Here is a 25025-nt window from a genome sequence, read left to right on the forward strand (position 1 = left end):
GTAATGCACACGCTCCATGGTTCTCGTGGGAAGCAGGCCATCCTTTATTAATGGAAAAGGTACTGACCCTTCGCGCCGGGTGAAGGGCTTTTTTTGTTCGCCTTTAAAAATCGCTTGACAACGGGTTTGTTTCCCACTCACAGATAGATGCCGATTTGAATACGATGACACCGTGTCGAGGGTTTCAGGCTGAAAAACCGGATAATCGCCTAATTTCGCCTCTCCCCATCACCCGCGAATAAGCCTGTTCATACAATAATCTGACTGAGTCCCGACCCTCGTGTTCTAAGAGCTCGAGCAAAGAGGGGTGGCATATTTTGACCAACCAGAAAGGGAAGCCCCTGTTGACCAACAGGGAGAGGGAAGTGTTCGAGTTACTGGTCCAAGACAAGACCACCAAGGATATTGCTCAACAACTGTTTATCAGCGAGAAAACCGTCCGCAATCATATTTCGAACGTGATGCAGAAACTCAACGTAAAAGGACGGTCGCAGGCGGTTGTTGAACTTGTGCGATTAGGAGAGTTGAAAATCTGACCCTCGTCACGCAAAACCCTACGTGAACGTAGGGTTTTTTGTTTGGGGTGAAAGGGATATATCAACTTTCTTGTTGTCTAACGGCCAGTCAAGTCAAAGGTGGCAATCCCTTGTCTCGAATCGTTGAGCCAGGAAACTTCCGATTCTATTATATATACTACGCCAGTATCATTGGGTTAGCGTTTTCCATTCAGAAAATCGCGAACTATATGCGATCGAATCCGGCACGGCCAAATGTTGGATGAAGATTTAGTTGCAATACCGGGAGCTCCTGTACAAGCAGAAAAAACAGCGTGCGTAGTGGGAGGGGCCAAAGTGCAGGAGTTCGTGTCTTACGATACCCGTTTGGAACAGGAGATCATCGGGTCATGATTTATGATCCCTCTTGTGTAGCAGATGAATGGGTGGGTTTCTTTGTGTGACGTCTGGGCAGGTCAACATGTCCTCTCGAAGAGTTCATCGTCTACAAGGCAGAATAGGCCAGTAAACGGGTGGTGCTCGTCGATCCGAAAAACACTTTGCAGGCACGCAATATGTAGGGGTTTGGAGCGGGGCGAAAAAATTCTATCAAGGGAGGTGAATTTCCTCCGTTATTGACGCTCATCGCTATCCCCCGCTCCATTCCAAGGGTTCGAAGTTAGTACAGACGCCCTGATGAGGATGCTACGGGTGACTAACAGCCTTGTACGCCCTCATTTGATTCTTTAAAATTACTTGTTTATATTGTCTTCCTCAAAGTGGTCAGTGGGTTGGATGATTGTTTCACAGACAGGGCATTGGATTAAGCTGTTAAAATTAAGATACTGTTTTTTGTCGACTTGAAATACTTTACCACATTGACAGGCTATGGTTACGATTTCTTCCAATGGCTTCACCCACCTTACTCTTGCTTTAGTTTTTTGTCTCTTTAGAGTGGGGAGCATAAGATAACCGTTTGATGAAATTGATAATGCCTTTTTTTGTTTGTGGATCTAGGTACTTCTCATATAAATTGATATTAACCGGATAATTATGTCGCTCATCTTTGTTGTTTGAATAATTTATTTTTTGAGCTTCCATAATCGTGTCCTCCTTTGAAGTAATATAAAAGTGTATAAGCGATGTATCTAATTAGACACGAAAATCCTTTTTCCTTCTTCGTTCATAAACACTTTGTTAAACCAATGCAATCCAAACATATTAAAAAATTATCATTTTAATGAGAGATTAGATATGCGCGGAGAATTCGATCCACATAGGGCGCTCGTGGACCGAATCCTCTACAACCCGGATGAGAGGGCTAACCGGAAAACAACCCTCTCCCAGGGCCACAGGCCTAAAAATTAAGCCGTAACTTTCTTAAACGACCGCCTTTATTTCTCCGTTCGCTTTTTTTGATGACAAGGAGTGGGTAAACCACAAGACGCTGAGCCATGATTCGCGGACCCATAGTAGTATTTTTTATTATGGGTTCCATGGAGGGCCATAGTTGGCCAACGATTACGGGTTCGATTCCCGTGCAAACCCCCAAAAAGATCCAACCACTCTCCTTTTACTGGTTATCGTTCTTTGTCTGAGGTATCACGTTTCATTACTTTTATCCACGATATTTGGTATTAGCATATGGGGGATTTTCACTTGGTTAGTTCACATTTTTCAGGTTAACGTACAGGGTTGAGGAATTGAGGAGACTGTGGCAAAAGGGAGTTGTCATTAAGCTCAAATTTATATATTTTTTTATTTAGTAATGTTCATAAATAAGATTAAGTTCAAACAAGCGATGCCAGAGGTGAGAAATATGAGAAGGCTTCTTCTTTCTGATCCCTGGTCTGTTTACAAAAACGAACTACTTTATTCCAGCAAGGGGAAAAACACCAGTCTGTACGAGATCATCTTCCCGTATCACCAAGGGTTGGGAGCGCACATTCACACTTCCGGCGAGGATTGCGCCTTGGTGTTGTCCGGAAACTTGACCTATTTTGTGGGCAATCGCGAAACAATCAAAGCCGAGCCGGGCAGCATCGTATTCGGCTGGCAAAATGTCTTGCACGGGTACCTAAACAAAGAAAACGAGCCGGTTCACCTGCTTGTTTTTGTCACCCCCAGTAAAATCGGATTGGCCTATCCCGATGATGACGACCCAGTCGTGCGAAAAGTTCCCGTGGAACGCCGCAAAGTTCACGCCGAAGAAGAGGTAAACGTTTCATCAGAATATTCATCTTTTCAGACCGTTCTCGTTCACGGGCGCTACGAAGAGCCGGAGGAACTGGACGCATTCAAAGTCTTCATCGATTGGAAGAAGAAGCAACTTTTTATTTTTGATGGAGAAAAAGTGGAATTGACGGCTGATGAGCCCGTTCGTCTGCTCAAATATGTAGCGAAGAGTTAAGATGGATCCGTCTATCTGGAGATCATCAAGAAAAGCTCACCCAAAACAACAGACCAAGCTAATGTTTTCCCCGCCTAAGTCAAATACCAGTGGGTGAATCGGATATTTGGGTTTCTCGTCATCTCAAGGATATGTCCGTTTTCATTAGCGGACATATGCGTTTTTGCTCAACTAGAGTAATATATGGATTGTTCACACCTGACTTGAAAGAATGAGGTCATCCAAAATGATAGAACAAATTTTGGAAAAACTGATGAAGCGATACGGTGCATTGAAAATAACTCCATTAAAAGGAGGTTATACGAACTCGACAGTTTTGATGGACGGAACTGAGCCATTATTAGTTGCCAAGATTGCACGAAGGGATAATCAGGATACTTTAAACGAAATTGGCTGTCTCGGTTTACTTAAAGGAGAAAACATAATCCCTTCTTTATATGAAACATTCGATCTGTTCGATTTTAGAATAATGATTATGGATTACCGAGAAGGAATAAACGGTCAGTTCATTTTAGACGATCACAAGTGGAATGAAGCTATTGAATTATACAAGTTGCTTGGTATATCTCTTGCTTCTCATATTCATGCAATTGCCTATCGCGCAGATGGATGTGGAATTATTAGAAAAAGTTCCTTGGGTTCTCTGAGAGAAATGGTGTTCGACTTGGACTTTGTACCTTTGTCATTAAAAACGTCATCAGACGAGATCCTATCAATCATTAAGGAAAGTGAAAGTGAGTGGGTATTAACCCATGGGGATTATGGGCCACATAACATATTGATATCACAGGGAAAGCAGTTGTCTGTACTGGATTGGGAGTGGGCAGAGTGGGCGCATCCGTTAAATGATTTGGCGTGGGTATATTGGTTTACGAATTACCATTATCCGGACGAGGCTGATTTGCTCTTTGAATCCTTTATTAATGGATATGTTTTACATAAAAGAATTTCTTATGAACCTAATCTCATAAAGGCTTATTGTATTGATAAAATTTTGAATATATTGTTGCGTGTGAAAAATGCTGCAAAGGATGTGCAAGACGAGTGGATTCGTCGTTTAGATTGGACTCTAAATAAGGAATTTTGTATATAAACTACAGTGGTATTAAAGAATTTAGGATATTCCAAAGATGAGTTTTGGAAAGTTATTCATGAGATGCACCGTCTGTTTAATTTGAAGTAGGAAGAAGAAGCTGCCGAACAAGCAGATTCTCTTCTACAAGTGGACGATTAATTAAGCTAGATTCTGCCCAGAAGCACTTGTATTTCGACCTACAGGTAAAGGAACCAAGTCAGTGATATCTGAAAGCACACTTGAGGTGCTTTTATTGGATGGAAAAAATGAATGGTATACTGGTCTTTGACAAAAGTAGAAGGCCAATTGGGGTGCAACAACATTTGAGCATATTCCGCCATGTCCTTGCGGATTTCCAGGCGTGGCCATTCGGCCCAAGGCTACGCCCGAATTTGACCAGGGGTACGTGACACCCGAGACCACCGTGCGACGGCTGGCCATGATGGCCCAGCAGGGCGATCTGGTGGGTCGCGACATTCTGCTGCTGGGCGACGACGACCTCATGGGCATTGCGGCCGCGCTCTCGGGGCTGCCGCGACGCATCTGTGTCTTGGATGGGGATGAGCGCATCGTCAGCTTTATCCGCGACGTGGCGCGGGACCGTGGATGGGACCACGTCCACGCCGAGGTCTACGACGCACGGGATAGGCTGCCGTCCCACCTCCGTGGACAGTTTGATGTGTTCTTAACGGACCCAGTCGACACCGTCAAGGGCCTCCTGCTCTTCCTGAGCCGCTGCACAGAGGGGCTGCGTGGGTCCGGTGCCCGGGCTACTTTGGCCTCTCATACCTGGAGGCCTCTTGGCGGAAATGGCGGCAGATCCAGCGGGGCATTCTCGACATGGGCTTTGCCATCACGGACATGCTGGGCGCCTTCAATGACTATCTGTTGGAGGACATTGTGGCTTTGGACTGGACACGCGTGGCACCGGTGCCGGTCAAGGAGCCCGATATCCCCTTCTATGTCAGCACTGTCTACCGACTGGAGCTGATTGAGGAGCCTCGGCCCCTCTTCTTCGATCGGGTGGAGCTTGGGCAGGACCTCTACTACGACGAAGAGTTCTGCGGTACTCTGCAAGAATAGCCCTCAAAGGCTGCGCCCCCGACTTATTAAAGTTGATATAAAGTAGAGCGGGCACCAAAAGGTGCCTGCTCAATTGATATTCCTGTCTGGGGAAAAAAGTCCTCAAACAGTGAGAACTTCATTTGCGACTTCCTTTGGGGCGATGACGAGGGGGACACCCAGAGCATATGCAATCTTTTTTAGCTTTTCGATACTTGCACCGTGATACTCATTACGCTCGTCTTGAGATACTTGAGATTTGGATACTCCCAGCCGCTCTACTAGTTCAGTATGTGTGGATCTGTACAAGGTTTTCCAAGTGCTGATTGAAGAAATCCAGGTTCACCCTGACGGAATGGTTGACATCACCTACACATTTGAGAAGCCCTTGTCATGATGATTTTGCAATAGGTACATATGATCAGGACAATCCCCAGATGATATTACCGTTTTGTTGCCCGCAGAATCTCCGCCTTGATCTGTTTGAAATCCTTGCCGGTAATGGTGTCATTGATTTTGAAATCCGTCTCGTGAGTGATCACTACTTGAGTAGACCCGGACTGTTTTTTCTCGATTATTGGTCGGCTGTTTGGTTTTTTCAACACGGCTTTGCCGGCTCCATCGAATTGAATTTGATAGGGGTGAAAAGGGATGCCATAAATGGGGGGAGCATTGTTTGCCTTGGTCAAAAACAAGATGTATTTTTTGCCGAACACAGGCGCGACAAAATGAGGGTCCCTCATCATCAGACGGGTTGGTTGTCCGTTGATGTTGAGGCCCTGTTCCTCTTTGGCGTAGATGATGCTAACTTTGATAGTGCGATCGGGAATTGAACCCTTCAACACTTCGTTCACTCGAAAGTCGTACAGACGTCCTTCTGCGTAGTGGTGGGGATCCGGTTTGGCGTCAGGACCGTCTCCCATACGTGCGGCATTCCAAATGGAATCGAAACTTTTAAACGTACCCACCACGATGTAGTCTGCTAGGTGTGTCATTTCCTTCAGTGTGTTGACGGTGATGGTTTGCGATGAGGAAGTGATCCGGATCTCGGTTGGCTGTGATGGTTGGGAAGGGATAAAAAAAACAACAGTGCCGATAATCAGTATCCCGATCAGTATCCACAATCTTTTCGGGGTATTGGACAAAGGAATGCCTCCTTCATTAGTAAATGTAGTTGATGCCCTTGATGTCATCCGACTGTGGCATCTTGATCCCGGTTTCCCTGGCATTCATGATGGCGTAATTGTTCGTGTGATGGAGTCCGAGAGCATGGCCCAGTTCATGTCCACCTGTGTTTCGCGCTCCACTGAACGTATGGGTTTTGGAATACCACCGATTGATTTTGGAGGCCCAGGCCTTGATGGAACCGGTAGAGGTGTTTCCGGAAAGGTTGGTGGTACCGTACGTGCCGTCGGCTAGGTTGTAAGTGTCCAACGCCCCTGGGGCAGTCGACCCTCCCCGGATAAATTTCCGTTGCCCCTGGGCATTGTTCCAATCGGCAATTGCCTGCCGAAATCCTTCATAATAGGTTGTCCCACTGTTGATGTTGCCGCCCCAGCGGTAATAAACATAATAGTTGGGCTGATGCCAGATCGGTCCCGAACTTCCGACGACATACCAGGGGGAAAATGCCGAAGCGTATGGTGCCTTCAGGAGACCGAAGGCGATCAAAACCCCGATGATTCCCGCGCTTATCCGTCTAAGATGATTCATACGGCAAGGCCTCCTCCATTCCTCATACTCATATATTTTCCATTTTGAATTAATATTAGCGAATAAATTAATAATTGTAAATATTAAGCAAACAAAATTACCTTTCTTATTCAACCTGATACATAACAGCTGATCGATTTGGTTTTCTGTTTGTCACTCGGTCGGGTTTTTTGTATACTTTTCATAACCTGTTTTTCTTAGAAAGGATGAACCTGCGAAATTTCCGGTTACAATAAAAGACGATGGATTGAGATTGATTGAGGGAGAAGAAGATGAGGACTCATTCACATTCACCGGAGTTGGTCAATAAAATCGAGCGTTTGCTACGGGGGATCAGCACCATCGTCAAACAAAAGGGACGTGAAATATTGACACGTTTTCCCATCACCCCTCCGCAATTCACCGCATTGATCTATTTAATGGAGGAAGGGGATTTGACGATCGGTGAGCTGAGCCAGAAAATGTGTTTGGCTTGCAGTACCATGACGGATCTGATTGACCGAATGGAGAAAAGCGGATTCGTGACCCGTATTAGAGACGACCGGGACCGACGGGTGGTCCGTATTCACATGACGGAACGGGGAGAAACCATCATTCGCGACGTGATGCAAGCTCGCCAGGAGTATCTGGCTGATAAATTGGGGCACTTTTCCCCTGAGGAGATCAAAGCCATCGGCCAGCATCTGGAGTTGTTGTACGAGCGGATGAAAGATTAGGTGCTTCCGAATATAAAAGATGGAACAACCACACTCTAGTATAAGCATCGAAGGATCGACCGACATAAGATATATCAATCGGTCAAGCAGAGAGAGCTGTAACCACGGTAAAACGGCAAGTTAAGAGAAAAAGTGGAGGAATGAGCTGACAACCATGGACCAATTGACATCCAGCAATCGCGCTATCGGCATTTTGGATTCCGGCGTTGGCGGATTGACTGTGGTCAAGGAAGTCTTCCGCCAATTGCCACGGGAAACGGTCTTATATTTTGGTGACACGCGTCGGTGTCCGTATGGACCGCGCTCGACGGAAGAAGTGCGGCAATTCACGTTGGAGATCGTGCGTTTTTTGATGCGCTTCCCGTTGAAAGCTTTGGTTATTGCCTGCAATACGGCGACAGCAGCCGCGTTGGAGTTGATCAGGGAGCAAGTGGATATCCCCGTGCTCGGCGTCATCGAACCGGGGGCACGTGCGGCCATCAAGGCCTCGAAAAACGGACGGATCGGCGTGATCGGCACGCAGGGAACGATTCAAAGTGCCGCATATGAGAAGACGCTCAAGCGGATTCATCCTGATTTGTTTGTCGTCAGTCATGCTTGCCCAGCTTTGGTGCCGCTGGTGGAAAGCGGTGTGGGTCCGACGGAGCAGGCGTATCGGGTTGTGGAAACGTCGCTGGCGCCCATGAAAGGGCAGGATGTGGACTCATTGATATTGGGTTGTACGCATTATCCGTTGATTGCTGATTTAATCGGGAAAGTGATGGGCGAACAGGTGACCCTGATCAGTTCAGCCGAAGAGACTGCCCGCGAATTGAGTGTGGTCCTCAATCACAAACGACTGCTGGCGGATAGGGAACAGCCCGCCGGTCAGGTCTCACATCAGTTTTTCACCAGTGGGGAACCGGAAGGGTTCCGCCAGATCGCCGAACGCTGGTTGGGCATGCCCATCAAAGTGGAACAAGCCGAGCTGGAACCGGTTGTCACTACTAGTGTATCCGGAGTTTAATACAGTTTTGACATTCGCGGTGATAAGTTCCCTCCAGGGCTCGTATACATGTAATGGAACTTTGTCCAAGGAGGGAATGAGATGCGAAGAAGAACCGCTTATGTCGGCATGGTGTTGCTCCTCATCTCGTTATTGCTGTCCGGTTGCTTGTACGGTCCTAATGAGAAAACCTCGCGTGTCATTGATCCGCCGCCGGCAGATCTGCAACCGAAAGAACAGGGAATGGCGGGGGGCACGGCCAAAGCGGTTTCGGCCAAAAAGCAGGGCGGAGTGGAGTTGTATCTGTTAACCGATTTGGGGTATGTGGTTCCCTACACATTGTCCATTCCAAAGGAGAAGGGTATTGCCAAGGAGGCACTCAGCTACTTGGTGAAGGACGGTCCGGAAAAAGGGGTGTTGCCCAAAGGATTCAGCGGGATCCTGCCGAAAGGAACCCAAGTAAAGGGGGTCAACATCCAGGATGGTACGGCCACAGTCGACTTCTCTAAGGAGTTCTTGTCGTATGATCCCAAGATGGAAAATCAGATTTTGAGCGCGGTGACCTGGACCTTGACGGGGTTTGATTCCGTCAAACGGGTGAACATCTGGGTAAACGGACATCCGCTGGAAACGATGCCCAAAGGTAAAACCCCGGCACAGGGACTGACGCGGGCACAGGGGATCAACGTGGAAATGGCCGAAGGCGTCAATGTCAGCCAAAGCATGCCGGTTACGCTATACTTCCTTGGTCAGACGCCAGACAATATGGTGTATTATGTGCCGGTGACACGCATGATTAACAGGACGAATAATGTGGCCCAAGCAACATTGGCCGAATTGGTGAAAGGACCGCAAAACGGGTCCCGACTCAGCAGTGCACTGGCCGAAACGACGCAAGTCCACGCCGCAACCGTGAAAGGGGATACGGTGATGGCCGATTTCAGCAAGGAATTGCTGCAGTACAGTGACCAAAAGTCGGCTTCCAAAGACGCCATTCAGACCATTGTCCTCTCTTTGACGGAAAACACCGGCGCTAAAAAGGTGAAAATCACCGTCGACGGGAAGGCGGGCGGCACGATAGAAACCGGTCAATCATTGGAGAAACCGGTGATGCGTCCCGAAATCGTCAACCCCGGTAAATTTTGATCCTTACGGTGATCTGGACAAGAGGTGGAAGACTGCCTCTTTTTCTTTTGCAATTTCATTTCGGACTTTCGGAGGAACCAATCGGTTATGCTATAATGGATGAGGATTTGAAGATGGAGGGGAAGCGATTGCGAGTAGACGGACGAGCGTTTAATGAGATGCGAAAAGTGGAGATGGTGCTGGATTACATAAAAACGGCCGAGGGCTCCGTCTACATTAGTGTCGGTGACACGCGCGTTATTTGTACCGCAACGGTGGAAGACAAGGTGCCCCCCTTTATGCGCGGAACGGGGAAAGGTTGGGTGACGGCGGAATATGCCATGTTGCCGAGAGCCACGCAGACGCGCACCATTCGGGAATCCAGCAAAGGAAAAGTGGGCGGACGCACGATGGAAATCCAACGTTTGATCGGTCGTGCGCTTCGCTCAGTGGTGGATTTGGAACAATTGGGTGAGCGGACGCTCTGGATGGACTGCGATGTGATCCAGGCGGACGGCGGAACCCGTACCGCCTCCATCACGGGTGCCTTTGTGGCCATGGTGGATGCTTTGTACAAAATGGTGAAGGCGGGAACGCTTCCCCGTTTGCCGGTGAAGGATTTTCTGGCCGCCACCAGTGTGGGGATCGTGGATGCACAACCTTGTCTGGACTTGTGTTACGAAGAGGATTCATCGGCACATGTAGACATGAATGTGGTGATGACTGGTTCGGGTAAATATGTCGAAGTGCAAGGGACGGGCGAGGAAGCCCCGTTCACCCCTGAAGAATTGCACAGCCTGTTGGATTTGGCCAAGCTGGGGACGCAACAGCTGATTGCCTATCAGCGTGAAGTGCTGGGAGAAGCGGCTGCGCTGATCGGAGGGAACGCTGTTGAAAACGCAACGGAATAGGGAGTGGCGGTGGTCGGAAGTGGTATTGGCCACCCGCAACAGACACAAAACGGAAGAATTTGACGCCGTTTTGCGGCGAGAGCTGGGGCTGCCGGTGGTGGATCTCACACAAGTGGCAGGCATTCCCGACGTGGTAGAAGACGGCGACACATTTGAGGCCAATGCGATCAAAAAGGCGGAAACGGCGATGCGCGCACTGGATCGTCCTGTGATTGCCGATGATTCCGGATTGGTGGTACCGGCGCTGAATGGTGCTCCTGGCGTCTATTCAGCCCGGTATGCCGGTTCCAATGCCACCGACGAGGATAACAACCGCAAGCTGTTAGCGGAACTGAACCGCAAGCCCGAAAAAAACCGCGATGCGATGTTTGTTTGCGTAATTGCGTTGGCTGTGCCGGGTGAAGAGACGCGAGTGGTTCGCGGAGAGTGTCACGGTCGCATTGTGGATCAGCCGCGTGGAGAATACGGATTTGGTTATGATCCGCTGTTCTTCGTACCGGAAGAAGGGAAAACAATGGCGGAACTGTCTCCCGAACGAAAAAACGAGATCAGTCACCGGGCACGAGCAATCGAAAAATTGTTGGAGCTGTTCCGTTCTCAGTTCGCGTGGTAAAGAGAGAGCGGACTCGGCCATTCCAGGGTGTATCTGGTCATTCCATAGCACGACTGAGCATCGAATAAAGCGCAGGAGTATGATCGCGGGCATTCTTCCAAGCGAAGCGGCTTTGCCCGCGTCCTGTGCGCCCGGTTCGGAACGGCCTTAGTAAACTTCTTTGCAGGTCGCGGGTAGAGTAAGCCAGTAAACCGATGCGATATGGATCAGCGAATCGTCTGGAATCAGAGCAAATGCCGGATGAGCTGCATCAGCCCCGGATTTCCCCATCTCCATCCTGATAAACACCAGAATGGGAGGGGTCAGCGATACGTGTTCTCATTGTGAGCGATTCCCATGGAAAAGCGAATTTGCTGAAAAAAATCGTACAAAAGGTGAAGGCGGATCATGTGATTCACTGTGGCGACTTTTGCACCTCCGTCGATCAGTTGCCGAATGTGTCCATGACGGTGGTACAGGGAAACTGCGATTGGGAAGATGTCCCCAAGGAATCGGTGTGGAAAGCTGGTGGGCTTCGCTTTTATGTGACACACGGCCATCGGTATCAGGTAAAAACATCGCTGTTGCCCATTCGTTATCGAGCGGAGGAAGTAGATGCCCACGTCGCCTGTTTCGGTCACTCGCACTTTCCCGTATGTGAGCAGGCAAACGGCCGGTTGTTCATCAATCCGGGCAGTATTGCCTATCCGAGGGGATTTCGTGTTCCTTCCTATGTCGTCCTTGAGACAGATGGTACGGGGACGGTCCATGTCACTTATTATACGACCAACGGGGAGATCATCAAGGAGCGCGGCGGATCGTTCGTCTTATAAAGAACGAGCGGGAAAACACCAGCCTTTCAGGGTGAGGAAGATAGCGAGTGAACCTTGGTCGATCACCCAGGCTTGGACGAAACCATCGTGGATGGATGTGGGTTGCCACGCCAGATGAAGCGAGAAAGTCCGCGCCGACCAAAGGGAGTGACTCTGGTGTTTTAGCCGTGGAGCAAGTCACTTTGAATGTATGCCAACCGATGGAGAACGGGGAGACGATATCGCTTCCCCATCAACACTTCACCTTGACAAGTGTATGGATCGTGGTATAATAAATACGCTGATTTTTCATTTCACCGATGATCTATGTCCCAGTAGCTCAGCTGGATAGAGCATCGGCCTTCTAAGCCGCTGGTCGGGGGTTCGAATCCCTCCTGGGACGCCATCCAACTTGTTGGTAAGCGGGTAACAGGAGCCGGCCACTCGGCTCCCGAAGAGTCCCGTTTTCTACGTTTCAAAACCCCAAGAGGGGTTTTTCTGTTATGTACGGCTTTTCGAGCCTTGTTGGCCGTGTTGCAAACAAAGGTCCATATGTTATAATGAAGTGGTTGTAATTACGGTCATTCGGTGGGATGGAATCTCATCTGTGTCAATAGAGTTCGTCAGGAGGGAAGAACCGATGAAGGCAAGCTGGGAAAAAACGGAGAAAAACCAGGGCGTGCTCACCGTTGAAGTGGACGCCGACAAAGTGAACGAAGCACTGGATCAAGCGTTTAAAAAAGTCGTGAAAAAAGTATCCGTGCCCGGATTCCGCAAAGGGAAAGTGCCGCGCCCGATCTTTGAAAAGCGTTTCGGTGTGGAAGCGTTGTATCAAGATGCACTGGATATCCTCCTGCCGGAAGCGTATCAAGCGGCCGTTGAGGAAACGGGAATCGAGCCGGTGGATCGTCCGGAGATCGATATCGAGCAAATGGAAAAAGGCAAAGAACTGATCTTCAAGGCGACAGTCACCGTGAAGCCCGAAGTGAAACTGGGTGAGTACAAAGGGTTGGAAGTACCGGCCAAAGATTTCTCCGTTAAGCCGGAAGATGTGGAAGAAGAACTGAAAAAGATGCAACAACGGCAAGGCCAGCTGGAAGTTGTTGAAGAGGGTGCGGTGGAAAAAGGCGATCGCGTCATCATTGATTTCGAAGGGTTTATCGACGGTAAACCGTTTGAAGGGGGCAACGCGGAACAATACAACCTGGAAGTGGGTTCCGGCCAATTCATCCCGGGCTTTGAAGACCAACTGATTGGCCTGAAACCGGGAGAAGAAAAAGAAATCAACGTCACTTTCCCGGAAGATTACCATGCTGAGGAGCTGGCCGGTAAAGAAGCCGTCTTCAAAGTAAAACTGCATGAAATCAAACGGTTGCGCCTGCCCGAGCTGGATGACGAGTTCGCTCAAGACGTGAGCGAATTTGATACGCTGGAAGAATTGAAAGCGGACATTGAGAATAAACTCAAGGAAAAGGCCAAAAATGACGAAGAAAATTACCGTCGCAACAAATTGGTGGAACTGGCGGCGGCCAATGCTGAAATCGACCTGCCTCCGGTGATGATTGAACATGAAATCGACCACATGTTGCGTCATTTTGATCAGCAACTGCGTTACCAAGGTATGAACCTGGATCTGTACAAACAGTTCACCGGTCAGGATGACGCCGCGCTGCGCGAGCAGTTCAAGGAAGATGCCGAGAAAAAAGTGCGGGCTAACCTGGTGTTGGAAGCGATCGCGAAAGCGGAAAACGTGGAAGTAACGGATGAAGAAGTAGAGGAAGAACTGAAAAAACTGGCTGAACAATACAATCGTGAATTGGATGAGATCAAACGCCTCTTTGAACAACAGGGAGGATTGGATCAGATCAAGGAAGAATTAGTCATTCGAAAAACAATCGACCTACTTGTATCCAACAGCAAAAATGCGGCATAATGAAGATAGAGCAGGTAAAACAAGGCACGTTTCCCACACGTGCCTTGTTTTTAAAACTGCTACTGCTTTTAAAAAGGGGTGGATGGCGTGACCTTGATCCCAATGGTCGTCGAGCAAACCAGTCGGGGCGAACGGGCGTATGATATTTATTCTCGCCTGTTGAAGGACCGGATCATATTCCTCGGCAGCGCGATCGACGACCATGTCGCCAATCTGGTGGTTTCTCAATTGTTGTTTTTGGATGCGGAAGATCCTGAGAAGGATATCCACCTGTACATAAACTCTCCCGGCGGGTCCATCACCGCAGGGATGGCGATTTACGACACGATGCAGTTCATCAAAGCGGATGTGTCGACTATTTGTATCGGCTTGGCTGCCAGCATGGGTTCGTTCCTGCTAGCGGCTGGAGCCAAAGGGAAGCGGTATGCATTGCCCAATAGCGAGGTCATGATCCACCAACCTCTCGGCGGCGTGCGCGGCCAGGCAACCGATATCAAAATCCATGCTGATTGGATTTTGCGCACGCGGGAGAAGGTAAACAAGATCTTGGCGGAGCGTACCGGGCAACCGCTGGAGAAAATCGAGCGCGACACAGATCGCGACTTCTTCATGGGTGCTCAAGAAGCGGTCGAATACGGCCTGATCGATAAAGTGATCACCCAGCCCAACCATCGAAAGGGGTGAGCAGGGGATGTTCAAATTCAATGAAGAAAAAGGACAGCTCAAATGCTCCTTCTGCGGCAAATCGCAGGATCAGGTGCGCAAGCTGGTCGCCGGACCAGGAGTGTACATCTGCGACGAGTGCATTGAGCTGTGCAACGAAATCGTTGAGGAAGAACTCGGCGGCGAAGAGGAAATTGATCTGAAAAACCTGCCCAAACCGCAAGAGATTCGTGCCATCCTCGACCAGTATGTGATCGGCCAGGATCATGCCAAAAAGGCACTTTCCGTTGCGGTTTACAATCACTATAAACGGATCAACTCCTCCCACAAATCGGATGATGTGGAGCTCCAAAAAAGCAACATCATCATGTTGGGGCCCACCGGAAGCGGGAAAACGCTGTTAGCGCAAACACTGGCAAGAATCCTGAACGTTCCTTTCGCGATTGCGGATGCCACCTCTCTGACGGAAGCGGGATACGTTGGGGAAGACGTGGAAAACATCCTGCTCAAGCTGATCCAGGCGGCGGATTACGATGTGGAGAAAGCCGAGCGGGGTATCATCTATATCGATGAAATCGACAAGGTGGCTCGCAAATCGGAAAACCCGTCGATCACGCGGGATGTTTCCGGTGAAGGGGTACAACAGGCCCTGCTCAAAATCCTGGAGGGAACAGTGGCCAGCGTTCCGCCGCAAGGCGGCCGGAAACACCCTCATCAGGAGTTCATTCAAATCGATACCAGCAACATTCTGTTCATCTGCGGTGGTGCGTTTGACGGCCTGGAGCAGATCATCAAACGTCGGATCGGCAAAAAGGTGATCGGATTCGGTGCCGATAAGCACTCCGTCGATATGAAACCCGGTGAATACCTCAAGATGGTTCTGCCGGAAGACCTGCTGAAATTCGGCTTGATTCCCGAATTTGTTGGTCGGTTGCCGGTGATCACCACATTGGAACCGCTGGATGAAGAGGCGTTGGTACGGATTTTGACTGAACCAAAAAATGCGCTGGTCAAACAGTACCAAAAATTGCTCGAGATGGACAATGTAGAATTGCATTTCGAGCCGGACGCCCTCCGAGCCATTGCTAAAGAAGCGATCAAACGGAACACCGGCGCCCGGGGACTCAGGGCGATTATCGAGTCTATCATGCTCGATGTCATGTTTGATCTCCCGTCCCGTGACGATGTGGTCAAATGCGTCGTAACGAAAGAAACGGTGCTCAACAAAGTGGGACCGAAGTTGACGACGCGAGAAGGTCGCGTGATCGAGAAAAAAGAAGAAAGCGCATGATGTATCAATAAAAACGATATTTCACGGTTTGGTTACACCTGCGGCAGCAGGTGTTTTTATTTATGATAGAATAAGGTGGAGTTTGCTTGAGGATTCAAGCATGAAATCAACATTTTTAACAGAAATCAACAGGAAGTGGAGTGTATGCCGCATGGAAGTGAAGACAGTACAAAAGGAGGAATATTTGTCTTTTATTGAAAAGCATCCGTTGGCGAACTTCATGCAATATCCTTCGTGGGCCGAGGTCAAGATGGATTGGCAACACGACTTGCTCGGATGGTTTGAAGCGGACGGGAATATGGTTGGATGCGCGTTGGTGTTGTATAGAAAAATGCCGGCAATCAATAAATTCCTCGCATACATACCGCGTGGTCCCTTGATTGATTGGAAAGCAAAAAATTTAAAGAACTGGTTTTTCCGTTATTTGATTATCTCAAGGAGCGAAACGTCTTTACCGTCAAAATAGATCCACCGGTTGTCCGCGCCAAATGGCATGCGCGAACAATCCAATCCTATATCCGGGATATTCGCACTCATGGGCTAAAGGGCAAATCACTGACCGATGTGGGACCGGATTGGCAAGATCCTGCAGCCGACTATGTGCAGCAGGTATTGATGGAGATGGGTTGGAAAAAGAAAAGTCCGGAAGAAGGCTTTTCCACAGTGCAACCGCAGTTCGAATACCGTCTGAACTTGAAAGACAGGACATTGGATGACATATGGAAAGGATTTCGCCGATCCTGGCGGCAAAATATCCGCAAAGCTGAGAAGCAACAAGTGGTGGTCACGGTGGGTGAGGAACAGGATCTCGATGCTTACTACGACCTGTTGAAAGCCACGGCCGAACGCAAGCAGTTCGGTGTGCGCAACTATGCCTATTTCCAACAGATGTTCCGAGCATTGAAACGGGATGATGCGGACCGGATCCGGTTATATCTCGCCATTTGGAACGATCAGTTGTTGTCGGCGGCATTGATGCTGCATACGGCCGGTCATGTCTGGGTGCTCTACGGCGCTTCCCACCACGAAAATCGGGACAAGATGCCCAACTACGCCCTGCATTGGCGGATGATCCAAGATGCCCACCGAATGGGGGCACATACGTACGACTTCCGCGGAATCAGTCCGTCACTGGATGCCGAATCCCCGTTGTTTGGATTGTTAAACTTCCAATTGGGTTTCCACGGCGAAGCCTGCCAACTGATCGGTGAATGGGATTATCCGTTGCAACCGATGCTGTATTGGGCGTTTGACATGTACATGAGGAAACGGTGAGGTGCTGATCGAGCATCGATCTGGAAAATAAAGGAACTATAAATTTTCTCTAAGTGAAGCGTAATTTGCCTGCGTCCATCTATGGTGCCTAGAAAGTCTTACAAATCTTGGGGACCCTATTCCCGATAGTGACTTTATCTACGTGGGGAAAAAGTCGGGGAAAGGGTTCCTCTTGCAAGGCGCTGGTGAAGTGAGCCGGGAAAGTGAAGTCGGAGCGAGTTGGACAATGTGAACAACCTCTCTCCGATGCAGGTATTCGGTTTAGGTGACTATCCCTACCGTTTTGCGGCCATACTATGAACGACCCACGGGGCGGGAGGCGCCCTTGGACGGATGAGGTTGCAACGGGGGGGATCAGGTTGAACTGGACTGTCTTATTGATGATTTTGCAAGTGTTTTTTTCGGTTGTAATTGGGGTTTATTTTTGGAATCTGCTTCGGAATCAGCAGACGAGTCGGTCTGCGGTGGATCGTGAATCCCGTAAAGAAGTGGAAAAACTGCACAAGATGCGAATGGTCTCCTTAACCGAACCACTAGCAGAGAAGACAAGACCGGCGCGATTTGAAGATATTGTGGGACAATCGGAGGGACTGCGAGCGCTTCAAGCAGCACTTTGCGGTCCCAATCCCCAACACGTGATCATTTACGGGCCGCCTGGTGTAGGCAAGACCGCAGCCGCGCGCGTGGTCATGGAGGTGGCCAAGCGGAATCCGCTGTCCCCGTTTACATCCGAATCTAAATTTGTGGAGATGGATGCCACGACTGCCCGATTCGACGAGCGCGGGATTGCCGATCCCATTATTGGTTCCGTACACGATCCTATTTATCAAGGAGCGGGTCCGATGGGGATGGCAGGTATCCCCCAACCCAAACCGGGTGCGGTAACCAAGGCACATGGCGGCATTTTGTTTATCGATGAAATCGGCGAATTGCATCCCGTACAAATGAACAAATTGCTCAAGGTGCTGGAAGACCGCAAAGTGTTTTTGGAAAGCGCCTATTATAATTCTGAAGATCCCCAAACGCCCGGTTACATCCACGACATCTTCCAAAACGGGTTGCCTGCGGACTTTCGATTGGTCGGGGCTACTACGCGCACGCCGGAAGAATTGCCGCCGGCGCTCCGCTCCCGTTGCATGGAAATCTTTTTTCGACCGTTGTTGCCGGGCGAAGTGGGTACCATCGCTCGACAGGCGTTGGAACGCATTTCATTCGATTATGAACCGGAAGCAATCCGGGTGATCCAAAAATATGCCACCAATGGACGGGAAGCGGTCAATATGGTCCAGACTGCGGTTGGATTGGCGATGACAGATCAACGGACAAAAGTATGGACTTCTGATGTGGAATGGGTGGCGCATAACAGTCAGCTCTCACCCCGTCCCGAGTTGAAAGTGCCGCCGTCACCGCAGATTGGACTGGCCAACGGGTTGGCTGTGTATGGCCCCAATATGGGCACATTGTTGGAAGTGGAAGTGACGGCCATTCCTGCTGAGGAAAAAGGCAAAGGAAGCTTGCGCATCACCGGTGTGGTGGACGAGGAAGAGATGGGCAGCACCGCAAGGCGATTGCGGCGCAAAAGCATGGCGCACGGTTCAGTGGAAAACGTGTTGACCGTGTTGCGCAAGACGGATGTCAACCCTTATGACTATCATCTGCACATCAACTTTCCCGGCGGGATTCCGTTGGATGGGCCTTCGGCGGGAGTTACGATGGCCACGGCGATTTATTCGGCGATCAAAAAGATTCCGGTCGACAATCGCTTGGCGATGACTGGTGAACTCAGCATTCACGGCCGCGTGAAACCTGTTGGCGGTGTCGTGGCCAAGGTGGAGGCGGCGAGGCAGGCGGGGGCGTCAAGGGTGTTAATTCCGGCCGACAACATGCAGGCCCTGTTTCAGGAAATGAAGGGCGTCGAGGTCATCCCGGTGGAACGCCTTGATGAAGTGTTGATCCATGCATTGAAAATGTCCGAACCGAAAGAGGACCCGTCGGTTTCGGGTACGCGTCTGTTTTCCCCATCCCCGGCTCCGCTGATGTCCTCCCCTTTGAAACCGGAGGGTGAAAGTCGGGGGAATGTGTGATAAGATGCCTGTAAGAAGGGGGCGAACATTCGATTCACACGAATTCGCCCCTTTTCCCATCCAGCGCTTCTCATCCCTTTCCTGTCATGGACAAAAGTAAGTGAATAAGATAAAATCGAACAAAGCTCGACCTACCGATACTCCCACAAGCGTCATCACAGCAGTGGAGGTGCTCAAACGGCCGTGAAAGAGGAGCAGCGCATATTGCCGTTGTTGCCATTGCGCGGATTGATCGTCTATCCGAGCATGGTGCTTCATTTGGATGTTGGCCGGGAACGCTCAGTCAAGGCGTTGGAACAGGCAATGGTCGACGAGAACCTGATTGTGTTGTCAACCCAACGTGAAGTTCATATAGAGGAACCGTCGCCGGACGACATTTATCGGATGGGGACAATTGCCCGCGTCCGTCAGATGCTGAAGTTGCCCAACGGCACGATTCGCGTGTTGGTGGAGGGTTTGCATCGGGCGACCATCGACGAATTTCTCGATGAACAAACATTTTACCGGGTTCGTGTCACCCAACTGGCGCCCCAGGTGAAAGACGATCTGCAATTGGAAGCGCTGATGCGCTCCGTATTGGACTATTTTGAGCAATACTTACGTTTATCCAAAAAGGTGTCGCCGGAGACGTATTCGGCGGTGGCGGACATTGACGATCCCGGTCGGCTCGCCGACATCATCGCATCCCATCTGCCGCTGAAGATCGCCGACAAGCAAAAAATCTTGGAGACGATTGACGTCCATAAGCGATTGGAAACGCTTCTTGAAATGCTTAATGATGAGCGGGAAGTGTTGGAGCTGGAGCGCAAGATCAGCCAGCGCGTCAAGAAGCAGATGGAGAAAACGCAAAAAGAGTATTACCTGCGTGAACAGATGAAGGCGATCCAACGGGAGCTTGGAGAAAAAGAAGGCCGTGTCGGCGAAGTGGAGGAGCTGCGGGAACAACTGTCCAAGCTGGATGCGCCCGATTATGTGGTGGAAAAAGTGGAAAAAGAGATTGAACGGCTGGAAAAAATCCCGACCACCTCAGCGGAAGGGGGCGTCATCCGCACGTATGTGGAATGGTTGCTCCAACTTCCTTGGCGCAAGGAAACGAAGGATGATCTCGACCTGAAAAAAGCGGAAAAAATTTTGGATGAGGATCATTACGGTTTGGAAAAAGCCAAAGAGCGGGTACTGGAGTACCTGGCTGTCCAGAAAATGGTGAAAAAGCTCAAAGGTCCCATCCTGTGTCTGGTGGGCCCGCCAGGGGTGGGGAAAACCTCATTGGCTCGCTCGGTTGCCCGCGCCCTCAACCGGAAGTTTGTGCGCGTCTCCTTGGGCGGTGTGCGGGATGAGGCGGAGATCCGCGGTCACCGGCGCACGTATGTCGGCGCGTTGCCCGGGCGGATCATTCAGGGGATGAAAACAGCAGGCACGATCAATCCGGTCTTTTTGCTGGATGAGATCGATAAAATGTCGGCCGATTTTCGCGGTGACCCGGCTGCAGCGTTGTTGGAAGTGTTGGACCCGGAACAAAACGCCACGTTCAGCGATCATTACATCGAAATTCCCTATGATTTGTCCAAAGTAATGTTCATCACCACCGCCAACAATCTGTATGGTATTCCGCGTCCGCTGTTGGACCGGATGGAGGTTTTGAACATCTCTGGCTACACCGAGCTAGAAAAGGAACAGATCGCCAAAGGTTACCTGATCCCCAAACAGATGAAAGAGCACGGTTTGGCCAAGGATCAGTTGCAAATTCACAAAGACGCGATATTAAAAGTGATCCGTCACTACACCCGGGAGGCGGGCGTGCGCAATCTAGAGCGCACGATCGGCACCTTGTGCCGCAAAGCGGCGAAACTGCTGGTTACCGGTGAGAAGAAAAAAGTGGTGATCACCCCGAAAAACTTGGAGCAGTTCTTGGGGCCGGTCAAGTTTCGATATGGAAGAGCCGAAGAAACGGATCAAGTCGGAGCCGCCACGGGACTGGCGTGGACCGAAACGGGCGGCGACACGTTGACCATCGAGGTGACCGTACTGCCCGGCAAGGGGAAACTGACGTTGACCGGCAAATTGGGAGAAGTGATGAAGGAATCGGCTCAGGCTGCGTTCAGCTATATCCGTTCCCGAGCTGAGGAGTTCCACATCGATCCGGAATTTCATGAGAAAAACGATATTCACATCCACGTGCCGGAAGGGGCGATCCCCAAGGACGGACCATCCGCCGGGATCACCATGGCCACGGCACTTGTATCGGCGCTGACTGGTATCCCGATTTCCCGCCACGTGGCAATGACGGGCGAGATTACATTGCGCGGTCGTGTGTTGCCGATCGGGGGCCTTAAGGAAAAAGCGCTCAGCGCGCACCGCGCCGGCATCCGTCATGTCCTGATACCCAAAGATAACGAGAAGGATTTGGAAGATGTGCCCGAGAGTGTCCGCCGTGATTTGACGTTTACGTTGGTGGAGCATATGGACGAAGTGTTGGCTCGGGCGTTGGTGAGGGATCCGCGTGAACGTAAAACAAGTTGAATTTGTCATCAGTGCGGTAAGACCGTCTCAATACCCTGAGGACGCCCTGCCGGAGATCGCTCTGGCCGGGCGTTCCAATGTGGGGAAGTCGTCGCTGATCAACCGAATGGTCCATCGTAAAAATCTCGCCCGGACCAGTTCCAAACCGGGGAAAACACAGACGATCAACTTTTATAGAGTGAATGGCCAGCTGTATTTTGCCGATATGCCAGGATACGGATTCGCCCGCGTTTCCAAGGAAACCAAAGCTGCCTGGGCCCGCATGATCGAAGGGTATCTGCTGAATCGACAGGAGCTGAAGGGGGTCATTCAAGTGGTGGATATACGCCATCCGCCCACCCGGGATGACCGCATGATGTATGATTGGTTGAAGCATTACGGCATCCCGGTGATTGTCGTCGCCACCAAAGCGGACAAGATCCCCCGGGGCAAATGGCCGAAGCATGTGAAACAAGTACGGGAAGGCATTCAGATCCGTGAGGACGACCCGTTCATCCTGTTTTCCGCCGAAACAGGTCAGGGCAAGGACGAGTTGTGGAACGCGATTGCGGCGCTTGTATCGGAAAGTTGATCAGGTGCCGCCCCTTTTCCGCATGAACCATTTATTTTATGATGGAATAGGCTATAAACGAGAAACCTGTCGTGTGATGCGGCAAGCGTGCGCAGAGAAAGGTTGGGAGAGGATTGGGTAAGAAACTTCGCGTAGCAGTGTTGTTCGGAGGGAAATCCGGAGAACACGAGGTCTCGATTCAATCAGCTGCCTCCGTTTTGAAAGCGATCGATCGAAATCGTTTCGACGTCATCCCGATTGCCATCGACAAGTCAGGGGAATGGCGCATCGGGCAGAAAGCGCTACCTTACCTGGAGGGAACAGGGGAACCGGCATTGTTGGAGGGACTGAAATCCGGTCTACCGGTCGTTTCCGTCCAGGGAGAGGGAATGGTACCGGCGTTGGATTGGGATGCGGTGGATGTGGTGTTTCCCGTGCTGCACGGCACGTATGGTGAGGACGGCACCATTCAGGGCTTTTTTGAATTGGCCAACATTCCGTATGTGGGAGCGGGTGTTCTCGCTTCGGCCGTGGGCATGGACAAGGTGATGATGAAAAAAATCTTCGCCCAGGAAGGATTGCCGCAGGGAAGGTTTTCTCATGTTCTCCGTTCCCGGTTGGAACGGGAGATGGATCAAGTGATTGAGGAAATTGAAACGGCTTTTGATTATCCCGTTTTTCTCAAACCGGCCAATCTGGGATCCAGTGTGGGTATCTCCAAGGCCACAAACCGGGAAGAGCTGATAAAGGGATTGCGTTTGGCCGCGCAGTACGACCGTAAAGTCGTGGTGGAAGAGTTCATTCCGGCCCGGGAAGTGGAAGTGGCGGTGTTGGGCAATGACGATCCGCAAGCGTCCGTGCCGGGGGAAATCGTCTCTTCCAACGACTTTTACGATTACCGCGCCAAATACATCGACGGCAAATCGGAGATGCGCATCCCGGCTGAATTGCCCGCGGAAACGGTCAAAGAGATCCGGCAATTGGCTGTGAAAGCATACCGGGCGATCGATTGCAGCGGTTTGGCCCGCGTCGACTTCTTTGTCCGCAAGGACAATGGTCAGGTTTTGATCAACGAGATCAACACATTGCCCGGGTTTACGCAATATAGCATGTACCCCAAGCTGTGGGAACACAGTGGTTTGTCCTATACGGACCTGATCACCAAGCTGATCGAACTGGCGATAGAACGTCATCAGGAGAAGGAAAAGACAGTCACCACCCTGGAGTTGGATGAACCAAAATAAAACGACAGAAGGCGGTTCCATACGAACCGCCTTTTTCATTTTCGCATCACAATCAGAACGAAACCGAGCAAGACGATCAAAGCCGGCCAATAGGTGTGCAAGGTGTCGGAGATACCTGCCAGTCCTTCTACTTCTTTAATCTTTGGCCATGCGAACAAACCGACGGCGATCAGAAGCGCGCCGATGATACCGTTTTGTCGTTCCTTGAAGACCAATGCCCGTACCAAAAAGGCAGCGCCGACGATCCAGAGGATCATGCTCCAATGCTTCGGCCATGTGGGTATGTACAAAGGCGCCCATAACTGTAGTCCCACACCCGTCAGCATCGCCGCCCATAACGTCAGGTTGCGATTGCGACGGGTGATCGCCGCCAGCAGGAGAATCAGCCCTGCGAACAACAGTCCGAACTCCCAGTGCCACAATCGATCGGTATAAGGCCAGTCGGTTTTGACCATCAACAACCCAACGCCAATGATGATCAATCCCAGGCCCATCCATTTGGACCGCATATCTCGGAACGCTCACCTCGCTGAAATTCCTGTATAATCGAACATACGGACAGCAATAGAAGGCGAAACAATCAAACTGTCGAAAGGGGTATCAATACCTGATGTTGAACCATCAGGAAACCTTGCTTTTTTGAGATGACCAACGGATTTTCTTCCACCAAGCCACGTCGATTTCGGCCAGGATCATACCCAGGAAGATCAACAGACAACCCACTTGTGCCGTAGCGTTCAAAGTGACGCCTTTGAACCAGTAGTCGCCCAGTGCAGCAAAAACCGGTTCCATCGCAAAGATAAGGGCCACCCGGTTGGGCGTGGTGTATTTTTGAAAATGGGTTTGTGCCCAAAAAGCCAATGCCGTACAGAATAAAGCGGTTACGATCAACGCGGTTGCCACGTCATGGTTCAGATATACGTCCGCGCGGAAAATCGCTGCGGGATTTTCCCAAATTGCGGAGGAGAGCAGACTGAAGAGCGCCACTGTTCCAATCTGCGCCGTGACGATCATGGAAGCATCCCCGTCCGGGGCGTATTTTCCCGTATATACTATCTGGAGAGCAAACGCAATCGCGCACAAAAAAGCGAGTACATCTCCAATGTTAATCGCAGAAAAATCCACAAAAGCGAGCAGGTACAAACCGAGAACGGAACATAAGACACCTGCGACAGCCGTGGGTTTGGGTTTGATCCGCAAGATGAAAAAGGATATCACGGGAACCAGCGTGACGGACAAGCCGGTCAGGAATCCGGACTTACCCGATGTGGTGTACAAGAGGCTCCAGGTTTGCAATGCGAACCCGAGATACAACCAGACACCCAGGAGCAGACCGAGATATCCAGCACGAAGGGCGCTTTCATTCGATCGATTGCGGGAAGTGACAGCAAAGGGAAGCATCAGCAAAAAAGCCAACCCGAAACGGACGGCCAAAAAAGAAAACGGAGGCAACACAGCGATGGCGTTTTGCACCAAGACGAATGTGATACCCCATATAAACGCGATTCCCAACAAGGTACCTTCTGCAATCCAGTGTTTGGACATCCACGCCCCTCCTTCAAACAAAGTT

The 25025-nt window shown here is 50.4% G+C and carries 22 protein-coding genes, 1 tRNA gene and 2 pseudogenes; 19 read left to right on the plus strand and 6 right to left on the minus strand.

Going from position 1 to position 25025, the window contains the following annotated elements; all coding sequences use genetic code 11:
- Nucleotides 1-314 precede the first annotated feature (314 nt).
- Nucleotides 315-536: a helix-turn-helix domain-containing protein gene (locus tag NWF35_RS01705; RefSeq protein ID WP_212775069.1), complete on the plus strand. Its 222-nt coding sequence runs from the start codon at nucleotides 315-317 to the stop codon at nucleotides 534-536.
- Nucleotides 537-1427: 891 nt separating this feature from the next.
- On the opposite strand, the gene NWF35_RS01710 is transcribed toward NWF35_RS01705, so the two are convergent.
- Nucleotides 1428-1595: a hypothetical protein gene (locus NWF35_RS01710; protein ID WP_301237369.1), complete on the minus strand. Its 168-nt coding sequence runs from the start codon at nucleotides 1593-1595 to the stop codon at nucleotides 1428-1430.
- Between the two features lie 718 nt (nucleotides 1596-2313).
- Here NWF35_RS01710 and NWF35_RS01715 point away from each other — a divergent pair.
- The 3 genes and pseudogenes from NWF35_RS01715 to NWF35_RS01725 all read left to right on the plus strand — a co-directional run bounded on the left by NWF35_RS01715 (nucleotide 2314) and on the right by NWF35_RS01725 (nucleotide 5062).
- Nucleotides 2314-2904, plus strand: coding sequence for a cupin domain-containing protein (locus tag NWF35_RS01715; RefSeq protein ID WP_301237370.1), 591 nt, complete (start codon nucleotides 2314-2316; stop codon nucleotides 2902-2904).
- 226 nt (nucleotides 2905-3130) lie between these two features.
- Nucleotides 3131-3997 carry a phosphotransferase family protein gene (locus NWF35_RS01720; RefSeq protein ID WP_301237371.1) on the plus strand — a complete coding sequence of 289 codons (867 nt, stop codon included), beginning with the start codon at nucleotides 3131-3133 and terminating at the stop codon, nucleotides 3995-3997.
- Between the two features lie 406 nt (nucleotides 3998-4403).
- Nucleotides 4404-5062: pseudogene (locus tag NWF35_RS01725) on the plus strand (bis-aminopropyl spermidine synthase family protein).
- 102 nt (nucleotides 5063-5164) lie between these two features.
- On the opposite strand, the gene NWF35_RS16745 reads toward NWF35_RS01725, so the two are convergent.
- From NWF35_RS16745 to NWF35_RS01735, 3 genes are all read right to left on the minus strand, one after another.
- Nucleotides 5165-5350, minus strand: a complete 186-nt coding sequence (locus tag NWF35_RS16745; RefSeq protein WP_363321525.1) for a helix-turn-helix domain-containing protein — start codon at nucleotides 5348-5350, stop codon at nucleotides 5165-5167.
- A 134-nt stretch (nucleotides 5351-5484) separates the two neighbouring features.
- Nucleotides 5485-6186, minus strand: coding sequence for a hypothetical protein (locus NWF35_RS01730; RefSeq protein WP_301237372.1), 702 nt, complete (start codon nucleotides 6184-6186; stop codon nucleotides 5485-5487).
- Between the two features lie 16 nt (nucleotides 6187-6202).
- Nucleotides 6203-6754: a matrixin family metalloprotease gene (locus tag NWF35_RS01735; RefSeq protein ID WP_301237373.1), complete on the minus strand. Its 552-nt coding sequence runs from the start codon at nucleotides 6752-6754 to the stop codon at nucleotides 6203-6205.
- A gap of 272 nt (nucleotides 6755-7026) precedes the next feature.
- Here NWF35_RS01735 and NWF35_RS01740 point away from each other — a divergent pair, with 272 nt between their 5' ends.
- The 15 genes and pseudogenes from NWF35_RS01740 (at nucleotide 7027) to NWF35_RS01810 (ending at nucleotide 23455) form a co-directional block, all read left to right on the plus strand.
- Nucleotides 7027-7470 (plus strand): MarR family winged helix-turn-helix transcriptional regulator, encoded by a 444-nt coding sequence (locus NWF35_RS01740; RefSeq protein WP_301237374.1) that lies wholly within the window; start codon nucleotides 7027-7029, stop codon nucleotides 7468-7470.
- Nucleotides 7471-7624: 154 nt separating this feature from the next.
- A complete protein-coding gene (racE, locus tag NWF35_RS01745) occupies nucleotides 7625-8476 on the plus strand; it encodes a glutamate racemase (protein WP_301237375.1) in 852 nt (283 codons plus the stop codon).
- Nucleotides 8477-8557: 81 nt separating this feature from the next.
- Entirely contained in the window at nucleotides 8558-9601 is a 1044-nt protein-coding gene (locus NWF35_RS01750; RefSeq protein ID WP_301237376.1) for a GerMN domain-containing protein, read from the plus strand.
- A 128-nt stretch (nucleotides 9602-9729) separates the two neighbouring features.
- On the plus strand, nucleotides 9730-10491 hold the full coding sequence (gene rph, locus NWF35_RS01755; protein WP_301237406.1) for a ribonuclease PH: 762 nt from the start codon (nucleotides 9730-9732) through the stop codon (nucleotides 10489-10491).
- Nucleotides 10472-11104, plus strand: a complete 633-nt coding sequence (locus tag NWF35_RS01760) for an XTP/dITP diphosphatase (protein WP_301237377.1) — start codon at nucleotides 10472-10474, stop codon at nucleotides 11102-11104. Before rph ends, NWF35_RS01760 begins: the two co-directional genes overlap by 20 nt.
- A 308-nt stretch (nucleotides 11105-11412) precedes the next feature.
- Complete coding sequence (locus NWF35_RS01765; protein ID WP_301237407.1) at nucleotides 11413-11916, plus strand: metallophosphoesterase family protein; 504 nt, start codon at nucleotides 11413-11415, stop codon at nucleotides 11914-11916.
- Nucleotides 11917-12224: 308 nt separating this feature from the next.
- A tRNA-Arg gene (locus NWF35_RS01770) sits at nucleotides 12225-12301 on the plus strand.
- 234 nt (nucleotides 12302-12535) lie between these two features.
- Nucleotides 12536-13828 (plus strand): trigger factor, encoded by a 1293-nt coding sequence (tig, locus tag NWF35_RS01775; RefSeq protein WP_301237378.1) that lies wholly within the window; start codon nucleotides 12536-12538, stop codon nucleotides 13826-13828.
- Between the two features lie 87 nt (nucleotides 13829-13915).
- Nucleotides 13916-14512 carry an ATP-dependent Clp endopeptidase proteolytic subunit ClpP gene (gene clpP / locus NWF35_RS01780; protein ID WP_301237379.1) on the plus strand — a complete coding sequence of 199 codons (597 nt, stop codon included), beginning with the start codon at nucleotides 13916-13918 and terminating at the stop codon, nucleotides 14510-14512.
- A 7-nt stretch (nucleotides 14513-14519) separates the two neighbouring features.
- A complete protein-coding gene (gene clpX / locus NWF35_RS01785; RefSeq protein WP_212774474.1) occupies nucleotides 14520-15782 on the plus strand; it encodes an ATP-dependent protease ATP-binding subunit ClpX in 1263 nt (420 codons plus the stop codon).
- Between the two features lie 220 nt (nucleotides 15783-16002).
- A pseudogene (locus NWF35_RS01790) lies at nucleotides 16003-17057 on the plus strand (lipid II:glycine glycyltransferase FemX).
- Between the two features lie 359 nt (nucleotides 17058-17416).
- Nucleotides 17417-19141: an ATP-dependent protease LonB gene (gene lonB / locus NWF35_RS01795; protein ID WP_301237380.1), complete on the plus strand. Its 1725-nt coding sequence runs from the start codon at nucleotides 17417-17419 to the stop codon at nucleotides 19139-19141.
- Between the two features lie 246 nt (nucleotides 19142-19387).
- Nucleotides 19388-21661 (plus strand): endopeptidase La, encoded by a 2274-nt coding sequence (gene lon, locus NWF35_RS01800; protein WP_435873811.1) that lies wholly within the window; start codon nucleotides 19388-19390, stop codon nucleotides 21659-21661.
- Entirely contained in the window at nucleotides 21642-22232 is a 591-nt protein-coding gene (gene yihA / locus NWF35_RS01805) for a ribosome biogenesis GTP-binding protein YihA/YsxC (RefSeq protein ID WP_301237382.1), read from the plus strand. The genes lon and yihA overlap by 20 nt, the downstream gene beginning before the upstream one ends.
- A gap of 113 nt (nucleotides 22233-22345) precedes the next feature.
- Nucleotides 22346-23455, plus strand: coding sequence for a D-alanine--D-alanine ligase (locus NWF35_RS01810; protein WP_301237383.1), 1110 nt, complete (start codon nucleotides 22346-22348; stop codon nucleotides 23453-23455).
- Between the two features lie 35 nt (nucleotides 23456-23490).
- On the opposite strand, the gene NWF35_RS01815 is transcribed toward NWF35_RS01810, so the two are convergent.
- Nucleotides 23491-23964 carry a hypothetical protein gene (locus NWF35_RS01815; protein WP_301237384.1) on the minus strand — a complete coding sequence of 158 codons (474 nt, stop codon included), beginning with the start codon at nucleotides 23962-23964 and terminating at the stop codon, nucleotides 23491-23493.
- A 112-nt stretch (nucleotides 23965-24076) separates the two neighbouring features.
- Nucleotides 24077-25000, minus strand: coding sequence for a DMT family transporter (locus NWF35_RS01820; RefSeq protein WP_301237385.1), 924 nt, complete (start codon nucleotides 24998-25000; stop codon nucleotides 24077-24079).
- Nucleotides 25001-25025 lie beyond the last annotated feature (25 nt).

Origin of the sequence: Polycladomyces subterraneus (assembly GCF_030433435.1) — a bacterium.
GTDB classification, from domain to species: Bacteria; Bacillota; Bacilli; order Thermoactinomycetales; family JIR-001; genus Polycladomyces; species Polycladomyces subterraneus.

Bases quoted from the DNA above. Each gene is read 5' to 3' on its own strand.
- NWF35_RS01710 (WP_301237369.1), bottom strand. From the start codon at position 1,595: ATGGAAGCTCAAAAAATAAATTATTCAAACAACAAAGATGAGCGACAT.
- NWF35_RS01715 (WP_301237370.1), top strand. From the start codon at position 2,314: ATGAGAAGGCTTCTTCTTTCTGATCCCTGGTCTGTTTACAAAAACGAA.
- NWF35_RS01720 (WP_301237371.1), top strand. From the start codon at position 3,131: ATGATAGAACAAATTTTGGAAAAACTGATGAAGCGATACGGTGCATTG.
- NWF35_RS01735 (WP_301237373.1), bottom strand. From the start codon at position 6,754: ATGAATCATCTTAGACGGATAAGCGCGGGAATCATCGGGGTTTTGATC.
- NWF35_RS01740 (WP_301237374.1), top strand. From the start codon at position 7,027: ATGAGGACTCATTCACATTCACCGGAGTTGGTCAATAAAATCGAGCGT.
- racE (WP_301237375.1), top strand. From the start codon at position 7,625: ATGGACCAATTGACATCCAGCAATCGCGCTATCGGCATTTTGGATTCC.
- NWF35_RS01750 (WP_301237376.1), top strand. From the start codon at position 8,558: ATGCGAAGAAGAACCGCTTATGTCGGCATGGTGTTGCTCCTCATCTCG.
- tig (WP_301237378.1), top strand. From the start codon at position 12,536: ATGAAGGCAAGCTGGGAAAAAACGGAGAAAAACCAGGGCGTGCTCACC.
- clpX (WP_212774474.1), top strand. From the start codon at position 14,520: ATGTTCAAATTCAATGAAGAAAAAGGACAGCTCAAATGCTCCTTCTGC.
- lon (WP_435873811.1), top strand. From the start codon at position 19,388: ATGGTGCTTCATTTGGATGTTGGCCGGGAACGCTCAGTCAAGGCGTTG.
- NWF35_RS01815 (WP_301237384.1), bottom strand. From the start codon at position 23,964: ATGCGGTCCAAATGGATGGGCCTGGGATTGATCATCATTGGCGTTGGG.
- NWF35_RS01820 (WP_301237385.1), bottom strand. From the start codon at position 25,000: ATGTCCAAACACTGGATTGCAGAAGGTACCTTGTTGGGAATCGCGTTT.